Origin of the sequence: Micromonospora haikouensis, from assembly GCF_900091595.1 — a bacterium.
In the GTDB taxonomy this organism is placed as follows: domain Bacteria; phylum Actinomycetota; class Actinomycetes; order Mycobacteriales; family Micromonosporaceae; genus Micromonospora; species Micromonospora haikouensis.
In genome coordinates this window covers 95,436-111,809 of record NZ_FMCW01000017.1, presented here as the reverse complement: position 1 = coordinate 111,809, position 16,374 = coordinate 95,436, and the positions used below count along the sequence as shown (strand labels likewise).

At 73.7% G+C, this 16,374-nt stretch carries 14 protein-coding genes and 2 pseudogenes; 13 read left to right on the top strand and 3 right to left on the bottom strand.

Annotated features, from left to right (window positions below; translation table 11 throughout):
• Nucleotides 1–30 precede the first annotated feature (30 nt).
• Nucleotides 31–858 carry a PIG-L family deacetylase gene (locus GA0070558_RS18600; RefSeq protein ID WP_091281807.1) on the top strand — a complete coding sequence of 276 codons (828 nt, stop codon included), beginning with the start codon at nucleotides 31–33 and terminating at the stop codon, nucleotides 856–858.
• A 102-nt stretch (nucleotides 859–960) separates the two neighbouring features.
• On the opposite strand, the gene GA0070558_RS18595 is transcribed toward GA0070558_RS18600, so the two are convergent.
• The gene (locus GA0070558_RS18595; RefSeq protein ID WP_091281804.1) at nucleotides 961–3,060 is read right to left on the bottom strand and encodes a cellulase family glycosylhydrolase; all 2,100 of its coding nucleotides are present in this window, start codon (nucleotides 3,058–3,060) and stop codon (nucleotides 961–963) included.
• 486 nt (nucleotides 3,061–3,546) lie between these two features.
• On the opposite strand from GA0070558_RS18595, the gene GA0070558_RS18590 reads away from it, so the two are divergent.
• From GA0070558_RS18590 to GA0070558_RS18550, 9 genes and pseudogenes are all read left to right on the top strand, one after another.
• Complete coding sequence (locus GA0070558_RS18590; protein WP_218107025.1) at nucleotides 3,547–4,599, top strand: LacI family DNA-binding transcriptional regulator; 1,053 nt, start codon at nucleotides 3,547–3,549, stop codon at nucleotides 4,597–4,599.
• Between the two features lie 129 nt (nucleotides 4,600–4,728).
• Nucleotides 4,729–5,523, top strand: a complete 795-nt coding sequence (locus GA0070558_RS18585) for a class I SAM-dependent methyltransferase (RefSeq protein ID WP_176734263.1) — start codon at nucleotides 4,729–4,731, stop codon at nucleotides 5,521–5,523.
• 223 nt (nucleotides 5,524–5,746) lie between these two features.
• A pseudogene (locus GA0070558_RS18580) lies at nucleotides 5,747–7,379 on the top strand (ABC-F family ATP-binding cassette domain-containing protein).
• A gap of 182 nt (nucleotides 7,380–7,561) precedes the next feature.
• Nucleotides 7,562–7,987, top strand: coding sequence for a hypothetical protein (locus GA0070558_RS33455; RefSeq protein ID WP_077937351.1), 426 nt, complete (start codon nucleotides 7,562–7,564; stop codon nucleotides 7,985–7,987).
• A gap of 100 nt (nucleotides 7,988–8,087) precedes the next feature.
• Nucleotides 8,088–8,390 carry a hypothetical protein gene (locus GA0070558_RS33450; protein WP_091281797.1) on the top strand — a complete coding sequence of 101 codons (303 nt, stop codon included), beginning with the start codon at nucleotides 8,088–8,090 and terminating at the stop codon, nucleotides 8,388–8,390.
• Between the two features lie 111 nt (nucleotides 8,391–8,501).
• Nucleotides 8,502–9,812 carry a M48 family metallopeptidase gene (locus GA0070558_RS18565; RefSeq protein ID WP_218107024.1) on the top strand — a complete coding sequence of 437 codons (1,311 nt, stop codon included), beginning with the start codon at nucleotides 8,502–8,504 and terminating at the stop codon, nucleotides 9,810–9,812.
• 65 nt (nucleotides 9,813–9,877) lie between these two features.
• Complete coding sequence (locus GA0070558_RS18560) at nucleotides 9,878–10,786, top strand: hypothetical protein (protein WP_077937354.1); 909 nt, start codon at nucleotides 9,878–9,880, stop codon at nucleotides 10,784–10,786.
• Between the two features lie 25 nt (nucleotides 10,787–10,811).
• Complete coding sequence (locus GA0070558_RS18555) at nucleotides 10,812–11,264, top strand: protein phosphatase (protein ID WP_091281789.1); 453 nt, start codon at nucleotides 10,812–10,814, stop codon at nucleotides 11,262–11,264.
• A 178-nt stretch (nucleotides 11,265–11,442) separates the two neighbouring features.
• Nucleotides 11,443–12,387, top strand: coding sequence for an acyltransferase domain-containing protein (locus GA0070558_RS18550; RefSeq protein WP_091281783.1), 945 nt, complete (start codon nucleotides 11,443–11,445; stop codon nucleotides 12,385–12,387).
• Between the two features lie 28 nt (nucleotides 12,388–12,415).
• On the opposite strand, the gene GA0070558_RS18545 is transcribed toward GA0070558_RS18550, so the two are convergent.
• Nucleotides 12,416–13,420 (bottom strand): LLM class flavin-dependent oxidoreductase, encoded by a 1,005-nt coding sequence (locus GA0070558_RS18545; protein WP_091281779.1) that lies wholly within the window; start codon nucleotides 13,418–13,420, stop codon nucleotides 12,416–12,418.
• 174 nt (nucleotides 13,421–13,594) lie between these two features.
• Here GA0070558_RS18545 and GA0070558_RS18540 point away from each other — a divergent pair, with 174 nt between their 5' ends.
• Nucleotides 13,595–14,404, top strand: coding sequence for an SDR family NAD(P)-dependent oxidoreductase (locus GA0070558_RS18540; protein WP_091281775.1), 810 nt, complete (start codon nucleotides 13,595–13,597; stop codon nucleotides 14,402–14,404).
• Complete coding sequence (locus tag GA0070558_RS18535) at nucleotides 14,401–15,369, top strand: aldo/keto reductase (RefSeq protein ID WP_091281772.1); 969 nt, start codon at nucleotides 14,401–14,403, stop codon at nucleotides 15,367–15,369. Before GA0070558_RS18540 ends, GA0070558_RS18535 begins: the two co-directional genes overlap by 4 nt.
• A gap of 34 nt (nucleotides 15,370–15,403) precedes the next feature.
• Here GA0070558_RS18535 and GA0070558_RS18530 read toward each other — a convergent pair whose 3' ends face one another.
• On the bottom strand, nucleotides 15,404–15,958 hold the full coding sequence (locus GA0070558_RS18530; RefSeq protein ID WP_091281769.1) for a P-loop nucleotide/nucleoside kinase family protein: 555 nt from the start codon (nucleotides 15,956–15,958) through the stop codon (nucleotides 15,404–15,406).
• A gap of 192 nt (nucleotides 15,959–16,150) precedes the next feature.
• Here GA0070558_RS18530 and GA0070558_RS18525 point away from each other — a divergent pair.
• Nucleotides 16,151–16,345 (top strand): annotated as a pseudogene (locus tag GA0070558_RS18525) (transposase domain-containing protein); the annotation flags it as partial.
• Nucleotides 16,346–16,374: the final 29 nt, after the last annotated feature.

Sequence of the window (16,374 nt, the reverse complement as noted above, 5' to 3'; positions counted from 1 at the left end):
TGGGCCGGGCTTGCCCCGTATCGTGGTGGGGTGGCCCAACGAAATCTGACCCTGATGGCGGTGCACGCGCACCCCGACGACGAGGCGACCAGCACCGGCGGCGTCCTCGCCCGGTATGCGGCGGAGGGCATCACGACGGTGCTCGTGACCTGCACGGACGGCGGGTGCGGCGACGGCCCCGGCGGCGTCAAGCCGGGCGACGAGGCGCACGACACGCAGGCCGTGGTGGCGATGCGCCGGGCCGAGCTGGCGGCCAGTTGCGAGGCGCTGAAGGTCACGCACCTGGAGACGCTCGACTACGCCGACTCGGGCATGATGGGCTGGGCGGCCAACGACGCGCCGGGCGCGTTCTGGAACACGCCGGTGGCGGAGGCGGCCGACCGGCTGGCCGAATTGATGCGGCGCTACCGGCCCGACGTCGTCGTCACCTACGACGAGAACGGCTTCTACGGCCACCCGGACCACATCCAGGCGCACCGGATCACCATGGCCGCCGTCGAGCGGACGGGCATCCCGGCGAAGGTCTACTGGACCACCGTGCCGCGCAGCGCGTTCCAGGAGTTCGGCCGCGTCATGAAGGAGATCGGCGCCGAGTTCCCCGAGCCGGACGGGTCCGCGGAGCTGCCGCCGCTCGGCCTGCCCGACGAGGAGATCACCACCTGGGTGGACACGAGCGCCTACGGCGCGCAGAAGTTCGAGTCGCTGGCCACGCACGCCAGCCAGGCCGAGAACATCTTCTTCCTGCAACTGGGCCAGGAACGGTTCACCGAGCTGATGGGCGTGGAGACCTTCGTCCGGGTCCGCGACACCACCGGCGCGCCGACGCCCGAGGACGACCTGTTCGCCGGGCTGCGCTGAGGCGGACGCGCCCCGCCCCGGCGGGCCGTATCCCCGCTGTTCCCCGACGCGACGGGGCCCGCAGCCGCCTGGCTGCGGGCCCCGCCTGTTGCCGGACGCGGGTCAGGCGGGCGCGCCGGTGACCGACGTCCCGGACCTGGTCACCTGGTATTTGATCTTCGTGCCGCTCCAGAAGTGGAACGTCAGCGTGACCGGGCCGTCCTTGACCTCGGCGAAGAACTCGGGCTTCATGATGATCGTGTTGGCGGTGTAGTCGGGCTGGAAGTTGGACCAGAACTCCTTGTAGGGGGTCCAGTTGGCCGGGCCGGCGGGGCTGCCGTCGGCGTACGTGGCCTCCATGGTGGCGAGCTGGTCGCCGCGGAACTGGGTGGGGATGGTGAACGAGCTGGTCGTCCCGGTGGCCGCCGCCTGCGTCGGCGGGTCGTAGGTGATGATGCTGATCTGCCACGGCACGCCCTGCGAGAAGCGGGCCTCGATGGTGGCGTTGACGCCGTAGGCGCGGCTGCCGACCAGCCGGGTCAGGGCCGAGGCGGTCAGGGTGAGGGTGGTGCCGGAGACGGTGTAGTCGGTGCCGTTGACCAGGTTGGTGCTGCCCTGCCGGAGGCCCTGGAACGTCGCACCGTTGAGGTTCAGGGTGAGCGACCTGCTGGTGATGGTGCCGGTGCGGGGCACGTAGACCTGGTCCGAGGAGGCGGTGGCGGAGCGGGTGGTCAGGCTCGCCTTCATCATGTCGTAGATGCCCTGGTCCCGCCATTGCAGCGTGTTGCGGTTGAGGAACGAGCCCGCGTCCCAGAGCATCGTGGTGAGCTTGCGGATCCGGGCGTGGTAGCCGACGGCCTCGAAGAACTTGAGCAGCTCGCCGCGTTCGATGATGCCGGGCCGGGTGTAGTCGTAGCTGAGCAGCGCCCACTCGCCGACGATCACCGGGATGCCCCGGGAGACGAACGTCTGCTGGACGCGGTCGAAGCCGTCGACGATGTCCTGCTCGACGTTGCTGTCGTAGCGGGTGCCGCCGGCGATGTTGACGCTGAACGGCCACCAGCCGTAGAAGTGGACGGTCGCGGCGATGTTGCGGTCCCCGAGCTGGTCGATCGTGGCCGTCAGCGCGTCGAGCCGCTCCTGGTTGGAGTTGGTGTAGAGGGTGGGCAGCACGAGCAGCCGGGTGGCGTTGTTGCCCCCGGACTGGCGCATCAGGCGGACGAACGCGACGTTCAGCTCGCGCAGCACCTCGTCGCTCTGGGCGTCCCCGGACGTGCCGGTGAACTGCGGCTCGTTGATGCTCTCGAACGTCAGCTTCGAGGAGTGGTCGCGGAAGGTGGTGGCGAGCTGGGTCCACAGCGCGGTGTACCGGTTCATCACGTTCGTGCGGTCACCGGGATAGGTGTTGATCCACTGCCAGGAGTCGTGGTGCAGGTTGACCAACACGTAGAGACCCTCCGCCAGCGACCAGTCGACGACCTGCCGGACCTTGGCCAGCCAGGCCGGGTCGAGGGTGTACGTCGGCGCGGGCCCGTGGTGGTTGCTCCAGGTCACCGGGATCCGGATGCTGCGGTAGCCCTGCGAACGGATCTTCTGCAGCAGCGCCTGGGTCACCGGCGGGTTGCCCCAGGCGGTCTCGTCGGGGATGGCGTCGTAGGTGTTGCCCAGGTTCCACCCGGGCTGCATCGCCGCGACCGTGGCCATCGCGTCCCCGCCCGGTGACGGCGACGGCGAGGTGGTGGGCGTCGGGGACGGGGGTGGGGTGCTGGTCGGGGTCGGGGTCGGCGTGCCGCCCACGCTCCCGGTGCAGGCCACACCGTTGAGGGTGAACGAGGTCGGTGCGGTGTTGCCGCCCGACCACGAGCCGTTGAAGCCGAAGGAGACCGAGCCGTTCGTGGCGATCGCCGCATTGTAGCTCATGCTCTTCGCGGTGACCTGGTCACCCGATGAGGTGACCGTGGCGTTCCACGCCTGGGTGACCCGCTGGCCGGACGGGAACGTCCAGCCCAGCGTCCACCCGTTGACGGCGTCGCCGAGGTTGGTGACCGACACGTCGGCGGTGAAGCCGCCCTGCCACTGGGACGGCACCGCGTACGCCACCCGGCAGCCGGCCGCCGCCTGGGCGTTGCCGGCGACCATCGTGCCCGCCATCATCAGCGTGGCGACCGCGGCGGCGATCAGGCCGATCCGCCGTCGTGTCTTTCCGAGGTACTGCGAACTCATCAGGGACTCCTCGCCATGGTGGCGGTTGAGGGGGTACGCGGGGCCGCGCGGGCGGACAGCGCTGCCCGCCCGCGCGACCGGAGAATGCGGAGTGTGCGGACGCTGCCCAGGCGTCCGCCGCGACCTTCAAGGCTCCCGAAGGGAAACGATCGGTCCGTCAAGGCCGAAAGTTTCCGGCCCGACGGTACGTCAACCGCTGATGTGCGTCAATGAATCTCGCCTCCCCGGGGACGGGGGCCGGCGGGCGGCGATGTCGCCGGGTCCTCGCCAGGCGAGAAGCCTTCCCCGCGGGTGGCGATCCACTTCGGGAATTTTCAGATCAAGCGTGGAAAGCGTCGGTGCCCGCCGGGCGACGGCCGAACGGCTATCCTTGCGCGCGGAACGACGCCGGTGGCCCGCCACGCGGCGGGACCGGCGTGGGGGTGGCCGTCGCGGGAGCGGTGCGTCGGCGTCGTCGGCGAGGCTGGTGCGGAAGAGGGGGCCGGGTTGACACACGGCGAGTCGGGCGAGCCGGTCGACGAGGCGGGCTCGGTCACCGATTCGACCAGGCCGGTGACGATCGCCGTCATCGCCCGGTCGGCCGGAGTGTCGATCCCGACCGTGTCAAAGGTGATCAACGGGAGGTCGGGCGTCGCCGCCGACACCCGGGCCAGGGTGGAGGCGGCCCTCAGCCAGCACGGATACCGCCGGTCGGCGCCGGTCACCCGCAGCAACATGATGGAGCTCGTCTTCGACGAGATCGAGGACATGTGGGGCCTGCAGATCATCCGCGGCGTCGAGCGGGCGGCCCGCAAGCAGCGCGTCGGCGTCGTCCTGACGGAGTTCGGCCCGCAGCACAACGCGATCCGGTACTGGATCGACGACACGCTCGCCCGCCGCCCGGACTGCCTGGTGGTGGTCGCCCAGCTCGGCGCGGAGCAGCACGACCAGCTACGCGCCCGCGGGATCCCGTTCGTGGTCTTCGATCCCACCGCCGAGCTGCCCGACGACGTGCCGTTCGTCGGGGCGACGAACTGGGCCGGCGGAAGGTCCGCCACCCGCCACCTGATCGAGCTGGGCCACCGGCGCATCGCGATGATCGGGGGCCCGCAGCACGTCCTGTGCTGCCGGGCCCGGCTGGACGGCTACCGGGCCGCCATCGACGCGTCGGGCCTGCCGGTGGAGCCCGGCCTGGTCGTCCACACCGGGCTGAACCACGTCGACGGCCGGTCCGCCGCGCTCGGCCTGCTGGGCCGACCCGACCGGCCCACGGCGATCTTCGCCTGCAACGACCAGCAGGCCCTCGGCGTCTACCAGGCCGCGCGGGAGCGCGGGCTGCGGATCCCCGCCGACCTCAGCGTGGTGGGCTTCGACGATCTGCCGCTGGCGGCGCTGGTCGACCCCCCGCTGACCACCGTCCACCAGCCGCTGGCCGAGATGGCCGCCACCGCCACCGAGCTGGCGCTCGCCCTCGGGCGGGGGGAACGCACCGCCCAGGTGCGACTGGAACTGGCGACGACCCTCACGGTCCGGCAGAGCACCGCACCCCCGGCGGGCTGACGTGGCCCCGGGCCGGCGCAGGTCCCGGCCCGTCAGACCCAGGGTGCGCGGCTGGCGCACGGGGTGGCCCGGCCGCCCGGCGGGCGGGCGCGTCACCGTTTCGGCAGAGCCACGATGCACGATGGTGAGATGACCACGAAGGGTTACGCGTTCGACAACGCGAGCGAACAGGCCGGCAGCCACCACGACGCGCTGGCCGACCTGCTGGACGAGTCGACCCGTGAGCTGCTCGGGGCGCTGACCGAACTGGACGGCAAGCGCTGCCTCGAGGTGGCCGCCGGCGCGGGAAGCATCGCCGGGTGGTTGGCCGAACGGGGCGCCGAGGTGGTCGCCACGGACATCGCGCCGCAGCACATCCCGGCTCGTGCGCGCCTGGCCGTCCGCCGACACGACATCGTCGCCGACGGGCCGCTGGGCGTCTTCGACCTCGTGCATGCCCGCCTGCTGCTCGGCCACCTGCCCCGACGTGAGGAGGCCCTGCGGCGGATGGTCGCGGCGGTGGCGCCCGGCGGCGTGCTGCTCGTCGGCGAGTTCGCGCCCGCCCCCGGCGACTTCGTGACGTACGCGCCGGACGAGGCGACCGCCGACGTGCTGACCCGCTACATGGCGGCTCATGCGGCGGCTCTCGTGGCCGCCGGCTTCGACCTCGCGTGGCCCCAGCGGGCTCCTGCGGCCTTCGTCGCGGCGGGCCTCACCGAGGTGGCCTTCCGGGTGCGGGGCGGCAGCTGGCGCGGCGGCGATCCGGGCTGCCGGCTGCTGCGTGCCGGCATCCCGCAGTTGCGGCCCGCGCTGCTGGCGCAGGGCCTGACCGACGCGGATCTGGCGGCGGCGATCGAGGCTCTCGGCGATCACCGGGTGATCGTGAACGGTTTCCACTTCATCCAGATCAGCGGCCGCGCCGCGTCGTCGCGCGGTGCGGCCTGAGCCGGATCCAGGACGCCGGGCGGCGAAGGCCCGGTGAGCTATCCTGGCTCCAGCCGACGGGACAGGAGCGCAGCGTGGCAGGTGACGACGACATCTCCGGGTGAGAGCCCGCAGCGGTGACCGACGGCGCACGACCCGCGCCTTCGCGTCGCCCATGTCGTCATGCCCTGCTCACGCCGGGCGGCGCGTGCGCGCCCGGATCACCTGTCTGCCGAGGTTCCCCATGTCCGACAGTCATGTCGTCAGCTCCGCCCTGTCCTTTTCCTGGCCGGACGGCACCCCCGTCTTCCAGGACCTGTCGTTCTCCGTGCCCGGCGGCCGCACCGGCCTGGTCGCGCCCAACGGCGCCGGCAAGTCGACCCTGCTGCGGCTCGTCGCCGGCGAGCTCCGGCCTGCCAGCGGCAGCATCACCGTCGAGGGAACGCTGGGCTACCTGCCCCAGCACCTGCCCTTCGCCCGGCACCAGACGGTCGCCCGGGTGCTCGGGGTCGACCACGTCGTCGCCGCGCTGCACGCCATCGAGGCCGGCGACGCCGCCGAGGAGCACTTCACCACCGTCGGCGACGACTGGGACGTCGAGGAACGGGCCCGCGCCGAACTCGACCGCCTCGGGCTGACCGACGTCGCGTTGGACCGCCGGCTCGGCACCCTCAGCGGCGGCGAGGTGGTGTCCCTCGGCCTCGCCGCCCAGTTGCTCAAGCGGCCCGACGTGCTCCTGCTGGACGAGCCGACCAACAACCTCGACGGCGAGGCGCGGGCGCGGCTGACCGCCGTGCTCCGCTCCTGGGCCGGCTGCCTGCTCGTGGTCAGCCACGACCGGGCGCTGCTGGACGAGATGGACCGCATCGCCGCCCTCGACCACGGCGAGATCCGCTGGTACGGCAGCGACCACACCGAGTACGAGCAGGCGGTGCGGGCCGAGCGGGAGGTCGCCGAGCGGCAGGTGCGGCAGGCCGCGCAGGACGTCAAGCGGCAGAAGCGCGAGCTCCAGCAGGCTCGCGAGCGGGCCGCCCGCCGCGCGTCCACCGCCTCGCGCAACCTGGCCGACGCGGGGCTGGCCCGGATCGTCGCCGGCAACCTCAAGCGCGACGCGCAGGTGTCGGCGGCCCGGTCCAACGACGTGCACGCCGCGCGCCTCGGCACGGCGCAGGCCCGGCTGGACCAGGCGAGCGCGGCTGCCCGCCGGGACGACGACCTCGCCCTCGACCTGCCGGAGACGACGGTGCCCGCCGGCCGCACCGTCTTCCACGGCGAGGCCCTGCAGGCCGCCTACGACGGGCGTCCGGTCTTCGCCGGCGACGGCGTCGGCCTGGACATCCGTGGCCCCGAACGGGTCGCCCTCGTCGGGCCGAACGGCGCGGGCAAGTCGACCCTGCTGCGGTTGGTCGGCGGCCACCAGGAGCCGGTCTCCGGCACCGTCGCGCGGGCGGAGGGCCGGGTGGCGTACCTGTCGCAGCGCCTCGACCTGCTCGACCCGGACCGGACGGTCGCCGCCAACCTCGCCGTCTTCGCGCCCTCGCGCAGCGAGGCGGACCGGATGAACCTGCTGGCCCGCTTCCTGTTCCGGGGCGCCCGCGCCCACCTGCCGGTCGGCGTGCTGTCCGGCGGCGAACTGCTGCGCGCCACGCTGGCGTGCGTCCTGAACGCCGAGCCGGCACCGCAGCTGCTGCTGCTCGACGAGCCCACCAACAACCTCGACCTGGCCAGCGTGGCGCAGCTGGAGAGCGCGCTCCTGGCGTACCGGGGGGGCGTTCGTCGTGGTCAGCCACGACGACCGTTTCCTGGCCGCGATCGGGGTGGACCGCTGGCTCCGGCTGGCCGGCGGCCGGCTCACCGAGGCGGGCGGGCCGCAGTGATCGGCCGGCCACCCGCCGACGAATCTGTCCTAGGACGCTCTAGGGGGTGTGCGCCGGCCGGCGGCTGAGCAACGGCCTGGGCAGGGGATGAGTAGCGGCTACTCAGGCGTCGGGCCGCGCGGTGGCGTGAACTGGTTCCACCGCCGGCACCGCGCCGGCGCCGAGAGGGAAGGAACCCGGCAATGGGACTGTTCAAGCAGCTCAAGGACATGCGGAACGTCGTCGAGGCGGCCCCCGCGATGATCTCCGAGGCCCGCGCCCTGCAGCAGCAGGCCAGCCAGGCCCAGGCCGCCGGCGGCTTCGGCCCCGGCTACGGCGGTGGCGTCGCCGGCTACGGCAACGTGGCGGTGCCGCAGCCGGCCGACGTGCCGCCGGGCGACCCGCGCCTCACCCCGATCGAGGGGGTCGGCCTGGAGCTGTACGCCCGGGCGTCGAAGGCCGCCGCCACCCGCGGCCTCGACGAGGCCGGCATGGCCCGGTACGCCGCCACCCTCGGCGTCGACCCGGCCGCCTGGCCGGCGGCCGTCGCCGGGTGGAACGCCCGGATGCGGGGCGACATGCAGCTCGCCACCCACTTCGGTCGGCTCTACCAGGAAGCGCAGGTCTGACCATGGGATTCCTCAGCTCGCTGCGGGACCTGCGCCGCCAGGCCGACGAGATCGACCGCACCTACGACCCGGGGCCCAACTGCGCCAGGGGCTGGCCGCCATGCAGCAGATGCGCCAGCAACTGGCCGGTCAGCAGGCGACCGCCCACCTCGCCACGACCGGCACGCCGGCGACGGCCACGATCGTCGGGCTCCGCCAGACCGGGGGGTACGTCAACCACGCCCCCCTCGTCGAGATCCAGCTCATGGTCACCCCCGCCGACCGGCCGCCGTTCCCCGCCACGCACACCGGCCTCGTGCCGCCGGTGTACCTCGGTCAACTCCGACCCGGCGGCACGGTGGCGGTCCGCTACAGCCCGACCGACCCGAACAGCGTCGCCGTCGTCTGGGGCCAACCGGCGTGACGCCGGCGCGCCACAGTGGATGGTGGCCGCCGGCCACGGTGGGCCACCCGTCGCGACCCGTCTGATCGCCACGCCTGGATCCGCAGGCGCCGCGCTATAGAATCCGGCGTCGTGCCGACGACGAGGACGCCGAGCAGGTGTCCGTCCTGTGCCCACGACCTGGTTCCGCCGCAGGTGGGCACGGTTCCCTGGTGCCTCGCCTGCCGGTGGAACCTGGAGGTGTACGACGTCGCCCTGGCTCCCTGGCGCGGCACCAGGACGATCGGCCGATGGGGATTCCGGCGCGGGCTCAAGCTCGACCGATCGACGCACGAGCAGCTGCTGGCCGACCCGCAGGGGCGCGAGGCCGGTGCGTCGACCGGTGAGGTCTGGCTGTTGGCGGTCTCCGTGGTGCTGGCCCTGCTCGGGGTGGCCGCGCTGGGCTACCTCGGCTGGCTCGTGGTCGCCAGCGGTCTGTCGCCGGGGATCCGGCTGGTCCTGGCGATCCCCGCCGTGCTCGTCCTGCTGCTGGTCAAGCCCGCGTTCGGGCGGGTGCCCAGGCACGGCCTGATCACCGAGCGCGCGGCCCCCGAGCTGCACCGGCTGGTGCGCGAGGTCGCCGAGGCCGCCGGAACGCCGGTCCCTGACGTGATCTGCGCCGACCTGAGCATCAACGCCGCAGTCGCCCAGCTGGGGTGGCGCCAGCGGTCGGTGCTCGTCATCGGCATCCCCCTCTGGGTGATGCTGCCGCGGGCCGCCCGCGTCTCGGTCCTGGCCCACGAACTGGGTCACCTCGCCAACGGCGACCCGTTGCGGGTGCGGTGGACGCTGCCGGCGAGGACGTTCGGCGCCCGGGCGGTGGCGGCCACCGGTGGGCGGAACCCGTGGCGGCGGGCCCTCGGCACGGCGGACTCGCTGGCCGAACGGCAGAGTGGCCTGGTCGTCCTCCTCGGGATGGCCGTCCACGGGACCATCGCCCTGGTCAATGTCGTCGGCGCGACCGTGCAGCTGCTCGTCGACAGCGTCGCGATGCCCGACAGCCGCCGCGCCGAGTACCGGGCCGATCTGGTCGCCCGCCGGGTCGCCGGCACCGCGCCCTTCCTCCGCTCGTCGGAGACGGTGCTGCTCGCCGACCGGATCTGGCGGGACCTGTGGCATCTGGCGCCCCGCATCGACGGTGAACAGCTCGAGGAGCTGGCGGCCGAGGCCCGGCAGCGCCTGGCCGTCCAGCTGCCGCTGGCCCGTCAGGTCAGCCGGCGGGCCACCGACCTGTGGAGCACCCACCCGAGCGAGGACCAGCGGATGCGCCTGATCGAGGCCCTGCCCGACGTCGACGGGGCCCTTTGCGTCGACGACACCCGCTGGGCCGCGATCGACACCGAACTCAAGCCCTGGCGTCGTGCCGCGCACCACGCCCTCCTGGGAACCCGGGACCGGTACTGAGGCGCCTGCCCGCCGCCCGGCCGACGAACTTCGTACCCGGACGGGCCCGTGACATGATGGCGCCCATGGCAAACCAGGGGGACGTCGGCGGGCCCCACCGCCGCAGTGGGTCGGGCGCTCTCGCGGACGGCGCGGACGGTGACAGCGCCGAGGCGCGGCTCGCCCTCGCCCAGCACCCCGAGACGCCCCAGCTGACCCTCATCGACCTGGCGGCCGACCCGTCGCCCCTGGTCCGCAGGGCGGTCGCGGGCCGCACCGACGCGCCCGCCCAGGCGCTGCGGCCGTTGGCCCGGGACCACGACCGTCAGGTCAGGGAGGCCGTGGCGAGGAACCCCTCGGCCTCGGTCGGCAACCTGGTGCGGCTGGTCAAGGACGCCGACCGGTGGGTCCGCTGGGCGGTCGCCGGCAATCCGGCCTGCGACGAGTCGGTTCGCCGGGTGATGGCGCAGGCCCACGACAAGGAGCTTCGCGGTCTCCTCGCCGAGTCGCGCGAACTGGAGCCCGACCTGGCCGCGCGGCTGGTCGACGACGTCTCCCCCGAGGTGCGGGAACGTCTCGCCACCCACACCCACGACCCCGAGGTGATCACCGCCCTGCTGGCCGACCGCACCGCGCGCGTACGCCGGGGGCTCGCCCGCAACCCGCGGACCAGCACCGCCCAGCGTGGCGCGCTCGCCCGGGACCCCGTGGCGGACGTGCGCGTCGCGTTGGTGCTCGCGGTCGAGCTGACGGAGGCGGACCTGCGGCACCTGGTCGACGACCGGTCGGTGCAGGTGCGGATGGCGGTGGCGACGTCGGAGCTGGTCCCGCCGCACATCCGGCAGGCGCTCCGTGACGACCCCGACGAGATGGTCGCCGACGCGGCGCGAAGCCCCCGCCCCGGGCGGGGCAACTCCCCGGTGGTGCAGGCTCCCCGCGTCGGCCACCGGGCCGCTGGCGGCGACCGGCGTCGACCGGGCGGTGCCCGGCGCTGACGGCGGCGGTGGGGAAGGTGTGGCGATGACCGAAGCCGGTTGGCAGCCGAGCGCGCCGGGCGTCATGCGACTGCCGTCCGGACGGCTGGTGCGTGGCCGTGGCCTGCGGAACCCGCTGCCGGACGGGCCCGAGCCGCAGTTCGGGGTCTACCTGGTAGGCGCCCCGCCGGGGCCGGTGCCGTGGGACAGCCGGTGGGTCCGCTGCCGTGACTTCTGGCTGCCGGCCGACCGCGTGGACTTCGCGGCCGCCCTGCGCGAGGCGCTGGACCGGGCCGGTACGCAGCGGGTCGAGCTGGCCTGCGGGGGCGGCTTCGGGCGCACCGGGACGGGGCTGTCGTGCCTGGCGATCCTCGACGGGGTGCCCCCGGTCGAGGCCGTCGCCTACGTCCGCGCGCACTACCTGCCCCAGGCCGTGGAGACGCCGTGGCAGCGGCGGTTCGTCGCCCGCTTCGACCCGGCGGCGCAGCACCGCCGCTGACCGGCCCGTGCCCCGGTCCGCCGCCCCCTGTTCGTGCTCCCGCCCGCACCGGGCCAGCGCGGCGAGGTCGGCCGGACCGAGGCGGCCCAACCGAGGCCAGCCGAACCGAGCGGTCCAACCGAGGCGGCCGAGGTCGCCGGCCTGTCGCGGCGGCCCGGCGGCCGGTAGCGTCGTCGGCGTGGATTTCGCCGCCATCGCCGCCCGGCTCGGGGTGCCCGTCGAGGACGTCGAGCGCGTGCACCGGCTCGCCGGGGACGGGCCGTCGGCTCCGCTGCCCGCCAGGGCCGACGCGCCCGCGATCCTCGACCGGCTCGCGGTGCCCCCGGACGACGCCGCCGAGATCATGGCCGGCTGGCCGGACGCCGGCTCTCCGCTGTGGACACCCGAGCTGCGCTGGCTGCTCGACCGCTCGACCGCCCTGGTCCGCGCAGATCTCGGGGGGCACGGCTGGCTGTCGCCCGGCCCGGCGCTGCCCCGCGACCGGGGTCCCGCCTGGCGGCACCTCTACGGCTACGCCTACCTGGCGCTGGTCGACGTCGTCAGGGGCTACCACCGCGACCACGGCATCGCCGACGCCGTGTCGTGGACGACCCTCGCGGACCTGGGCCGCAACCTCGCGGTCGACCGGCGGATGCGCGGCGAGGGCTGGCCGGTGATGCAGAGCTGGCTGACGCTGCACGTGCGCGGCGGCCTCTACGAGCTGGGCCGGTTGCAGCACCACCGGGGCGACGGCGCGATCGGCCTGCACATCCCCGACTCGGGGCCGTTGACCCCGGAGGCGGTCGCGGCGTCGCTCGACGAGGCCCGCGGATTCTTCCCGCGCCACTTCCCCGACGAGCGCTACACGGCGTTCGCCTGCGGCTCGTGGCTGCTCGACCCGCAGCTGCGGGAATACCTGCCCGAGAGCTCCAACATCGTGCGGTTCCAGCGGAGGTTCGAGCTGGAACCCTACGAGGAGCCGGAAGGGCTCGACGCCGACGTCGAGGTGCTGCGGTTCGTGTTCCGCACCCTGACCACGCCGCTGGACCGGCTGCCGCGCCGCACCGCGCTCCAGCGGGCGGTCGTCGACCACCTGACGGCCGGGCGTCACTGGCAGTGGCGGCAGGGCCGCTTCCCGCTCTAGGCCGTCCGGTGCTTCCCGGCGGGCGGGGTCAGCGTGCCGGGCGCCAGCCGAGCAGGGGGCCCAGCCGGGTCGCGATGTCGGTGAGCAGCTGCACGTAGTCGGCGTGGTCGAAGGTGAAGGGCAGGGCGAAGGCCACCTCGTCGACCTCCCGGAACGCGGCGAGGGCGGTCAGTTCCTCGGCGATCCGGTCGGACGGCCCGATCAGGTCGCGGGCGAACACCATCCGCTGCGGCCCCTGCGGCGCCGCCGTCCGAGGGGTGCGCCGACGGACATACTCCTCGTAGCGGGCGCGCTGCTCGGCGGTGGCGCTGTCGGTGGGAATGACCACCAGCCCCTGCGACACCCGGGCGGCGGGCCCGGCCGGGTGGTGGGCGCGGTACGCGCGGATGTGCGCGAGCTGGATGTCGTCGAATTCGGTGGCCTCCTCGGCCTTGACCACGCTGCTGGTCAGCAGGTTCATGCCCTGCTCGCCGGCCCAGCGCGCCGACCGGAGGCTGCCGGCGCCGTACCACATCCGGTGGATCAGGCCGGGGGAGTACGGCTGCACCCGGCGGGAGTACGCCTCGAATCCCTCGACGCCGTCGAGGTCGCTGGCCGGCTCCCCGCGTACGAGGTCGAGCAGCCGACGGACCCGGGTGTGGCCGAAGTCCTCGGCGTCGCCGGTGTCCGGATACAGTGCGTGCCGCACCCGGTCGTAGTGCATCGGCGGGCCCACGCTGACCCCCGGGTTCAACCGGCCGCCGGAGAGGACGTCCACCGTGGCCAGGTCCTCCGCGAGGCGGAGCGGGTTCTCCCAGCCGAGCGGGATGACCGCGGTGCCGAGCTCGATGCGGCGGGTGCGCTGCGTGGCGGCCGCCAGCACGGCCACCGGCGAGGAGATGCCGAACTGGAGGTGGCGGTGGCGCACCCAGGCGCTGTCGAAGCCGAGCTGCTCGCCGAGCTCGATGAGGCTCAGCGTCGCCTCGTGGCCCGCCAGGGGATCCGCCTCGTCGAAGAGGCCGATCGTGAGGAAGCCGAGCTTGTGCAGGGACACTGGGGTCTCCGTCGCTGGTGGGGGAGGGCGTCACCACGATAACCCCCCTGGGTCATGGGAAATGGGCGACCGGTGGTGACTGCGGCGCCGGGGTTTCGGTGCGATGCTTCGACAGGAGACGATGAGCGACCACGCCGGCCGGGACGGCCGCGTCCGGACCGAGTGGGGAGAGTCATGACCGGCGAGTTCACCGGACTGACCGCCGTGGTGACCGGCGGTGCCTCCGGCATCGGCCTGGCCACCGCCCGCATGCTCGCCGGGCGGGGGGCGGCCGTCGCCTGCCTCGACCTGGACCCGTTCGGGGTGCCGGCCCCGCTGCACGGCCTGCGCTGCGACGTCACGAGCGACACGTCGGTGACCGAGGCCGTCGCCGCCGCGGCCCACCACCTCGGCGGCATCGACATCCTGGTCAACAACGCCGGCGTCGGCGCGCAGGGGTCCGTCGAGGCGAATCCGTCCGACGAGTGGCACCGGGTCTTCGACGTCAACGTGGTGGGCATCGTCCGGGTCACCCGGGCGGCCCTGCCCCACCTGCGGGCCTCCGCCTGCGCGGCCGTCGTCAACACCTGCTCCATCGCGGCGACCGTGGGTCTGCCCGACCGGGCGCTCTACAGCGCCACGAAGGGCGCCGTGCAGGCGTTGACCCTCGCCATGGCCGCCGACCACGTCGCGGAGGGGATCAGGGTCAACTGCGTCAACCCGGGCACCGCCGACACCCCCTGGGTGCGCCGGCTGCTCGACTCGGCCGCCGACCCGGCCGCCGAGCTCGTCGCACTGCGGGCCCGCCAGCCCATGGGCCGGCTGGTCGCCGCCGACGAGGTCGCCGCCGCGATCGCCTACCTGGCCAGCCCGCTGGCCGCCTCCACCACCGGGACCGTGCTCGCCGTCGACGGCGGCGTGCACGGCCTGCGCGTCCGGCCGGCCGCCGCCGGAGGCCCCCCGCCGAGCACCCACCCCCGACCCGGCAACGAGGAGACGTCATGAGGACCACCCGCCTGGGGCGCTCGTCGGCCCCGGTCACGACAGTGGGGTTCGGCGCGGCCGGGATCGGCAACCTGTACCGGGCGGTCGACGACGACACGGCCCGTCGGGCGGTCGAGGCCGCGTGGCATGCCGGCATCCGCTACTACGACACCGCCCCGCACTACGGCCTCGGCCTGTCGGAGCGCCGGCTCGGCGCGGCGCTGGCGGGCCGGCCCCGCGCGGAGTTCACGGTCTCCACGAAGGTCGGCCGGATCCTGGTGCCGTCGCCGCAGACCGCGCATCTGCGCGACGAAGCCGGCGGGTTCGACGTTCCCGCCGACCACGCGCGCCGCTGGGACTTCAGCGCCGACGGGGTGCGCCGGTCGCTGGAGTCCAGCCTCGCCCGGCTGGGCCTCGACCGGGTGGACGTCGTGCTGATCCACGACCCGGACGAGCACTGGCGGCAGGCGGTCGACGAGGCGTACCCGGCCCTGCACGAGCTGCGCGACCAGGGCGTGGTGGGCGCGATCGGCGTCGGGATGAACCAGTGGCAGATGCTGGAGCGGTTCGTCACCGACACCGACATCGACGCCGTGATGCTCGCCGGCCGTTACACCCTGCTCGACCAGTCGGCGGCGCGTACGCTGCTGCCCCGGTGCCGGGAACGGGCGGTCGGTGTGCTCGCCGCCGGGGTCTTCAACAGCGGCATCCTCGCCACCGAGCCACCGGGACGGACGTACGACTACGGGCCGGTGCCGGACGCGACGTACGCCAGGGCGGTGCGGATCGCGCAGGTGTGCCGCGCACACGGGGTGAGCCTGCCGCAGGCGGCCATGGCCTTCGTGGCGCGGCATCCCGCCGTCGTCTCCGTGCTGTTCGGCGCGGGCAACGCCGAACAGGTCGACCGCAACGTGCAGCTCGCCGCCACGCCGGTGCCCGACGCCCTGTGGGGCGATCTGCTGGCCGAGGGGCTCATCGACCCGTGACGTTCCCTCCGTGCGGCGTGCGGGCGGCAGCGCCTCATCGGCCGGCGTTCACGAAGGCGGCGATCTCGTCGAGCCCCGGGCGGTAGCCGTCGCTGGTGTCCACCTCGATCTCGGGCACGGCGAGCCGGACGGGTTGGAAGCCCCGGTGGCCGAGGGCGTGGGTCTGCCGGTCACCGAGGTACGCGTCGGCGTGGGCCCGCCGGATCGCGTTCTCGTCCTGCCGTCGCCGGACGCGGTCGAAGGCCGCCTGCGCGGTGACCCGGCAGTGCACCACCCGGACGTCGGCGATCCCGAGCAACGGCTGCAGGCCGGGGCGCCAGAGGCGGTCCTGGAAGGCCGCCTCGGCGACCGTCGTGACGCCTGCGGTCAACAGCAGCCGCAGCACCTCGAAGAACGTGGGCAGGGTCCGGAGGCTCAGCTCGTCGGTCGGTGCGGCGACGAAGTCGCCGGCCGCGTGGACCATGCCCTCCTTGATCTCGTCCCGACAGATCGCCGGGCACCCGATCCGCCGGGCGAGCAGGTGGGCGAGTGTCGTCTTGCCCGCCCCCGACGGTCCGCTGACGACGACGAGCGTCGGCCTTGTTTCCATCAGGTCGTTATAGCCTGTTTCTGATCTGTGTGGCTGGTCGTCTGGTAGGGGTGCTAGTGGCAACGCCGTTCAGTTAGGGCGTGGCGGGGCTGGTCAAGGGGTGTGTTGATCAGGGTGTGAGAGGCGGGGTTCCGGTATCAAGGTTTGTCACTCCAAGACAACCCGAACCAGGAACCCCGCTCGGTGGAACAGATTGCCATAACACGGACGGTCACGGTAGCTGCCGGACCGTTCGCGGCGGGTCATCTCGGTGAGCTGACCCGCCTCGTGCCGTTCGAGATGGTCGATGACGTCCTCGCCGCGACCCGGCGTACGCAGCGACGTGTGCGCCTGTTGCCGGCCCGGGTCGTGGTGTACCTGCTGCTGGCCGGCTGCTTGTTCGCCGACTGCGGCACTCCTTTGCATCCGTCGACGTT

What these genes read in the sequence shown, in the direction of transcription:
- GA0070558_RS18585 (WP_176734263.1), top strand. Translation starts at nt 4,729, where the DNA reads ATGACCACGAAGGGTTACGCGTTCGACAACGCGAGCGAACAGGCCGGC.
- GA0070558_RS18530 (WP_091281769.1), bottom strand. Translation starts at nt 15,958, where the DNA reads ATGGAAACAAGGCCGACGCTCGTCGTCGTCAGCGGACCGTCGGGGGCG.
- GA0070558_RS18595 (WP_091281804.1), bottom strand. Translation starts at nt 3,060, where the DNA reads ATGAGTTCGCAGTACCTCGGAAAGACACGACGGCGGATCGGCCTGATC.
- GA0070558_RS18555 (WP_091281789.1), top strand. Translation starts at nt 10,812, where the DNA reads ATGACCGAAGCCGGTTGGCAGCCGAGCGCGCCGGGCGTCATGCGACTG.
- GA0070558_RS18540 (WP_091281775.1), top strand. Translation starts at nt 13,595, where the DNA reads ATGACCGGCGAGTTCACCGGACTGACCGCCGTGGTGACCGGCGGTGCC.
- GA0070558_RS33450 (WP_091281797.1), top strand. Translation starts at nt 8,088, where the DNA reads ATGCAGCAGATGCGCCAGCAACTGGCCGGTCAGCAGGCGACCGCCCAC.
- GA0070558_RS18560 (WP_077937354.1), top strand. Translation starts at nt 9,878, where the DNA reads ATGGCAAACCAGGGGGACGTCGGCGGGCCCCACCGCCGCAGTGGGTCG.
- GA0070558_RS18535 (WP_091281772.1), top strand. Translation starts at nt 14,401, where the DNA reads ATGAGGACCACCCGCCTGGGGCGCTCGTCGGCCCCGGTCACGACAGTG.
- GA0070558_RS33455 (WP_077937351.1), top strand. Translation starts at nt 7,562, where the DNA reads ATGGGACTGTTCAAGCAGCTCAAGGACATGCGGAACGTCGTCGAGGCG.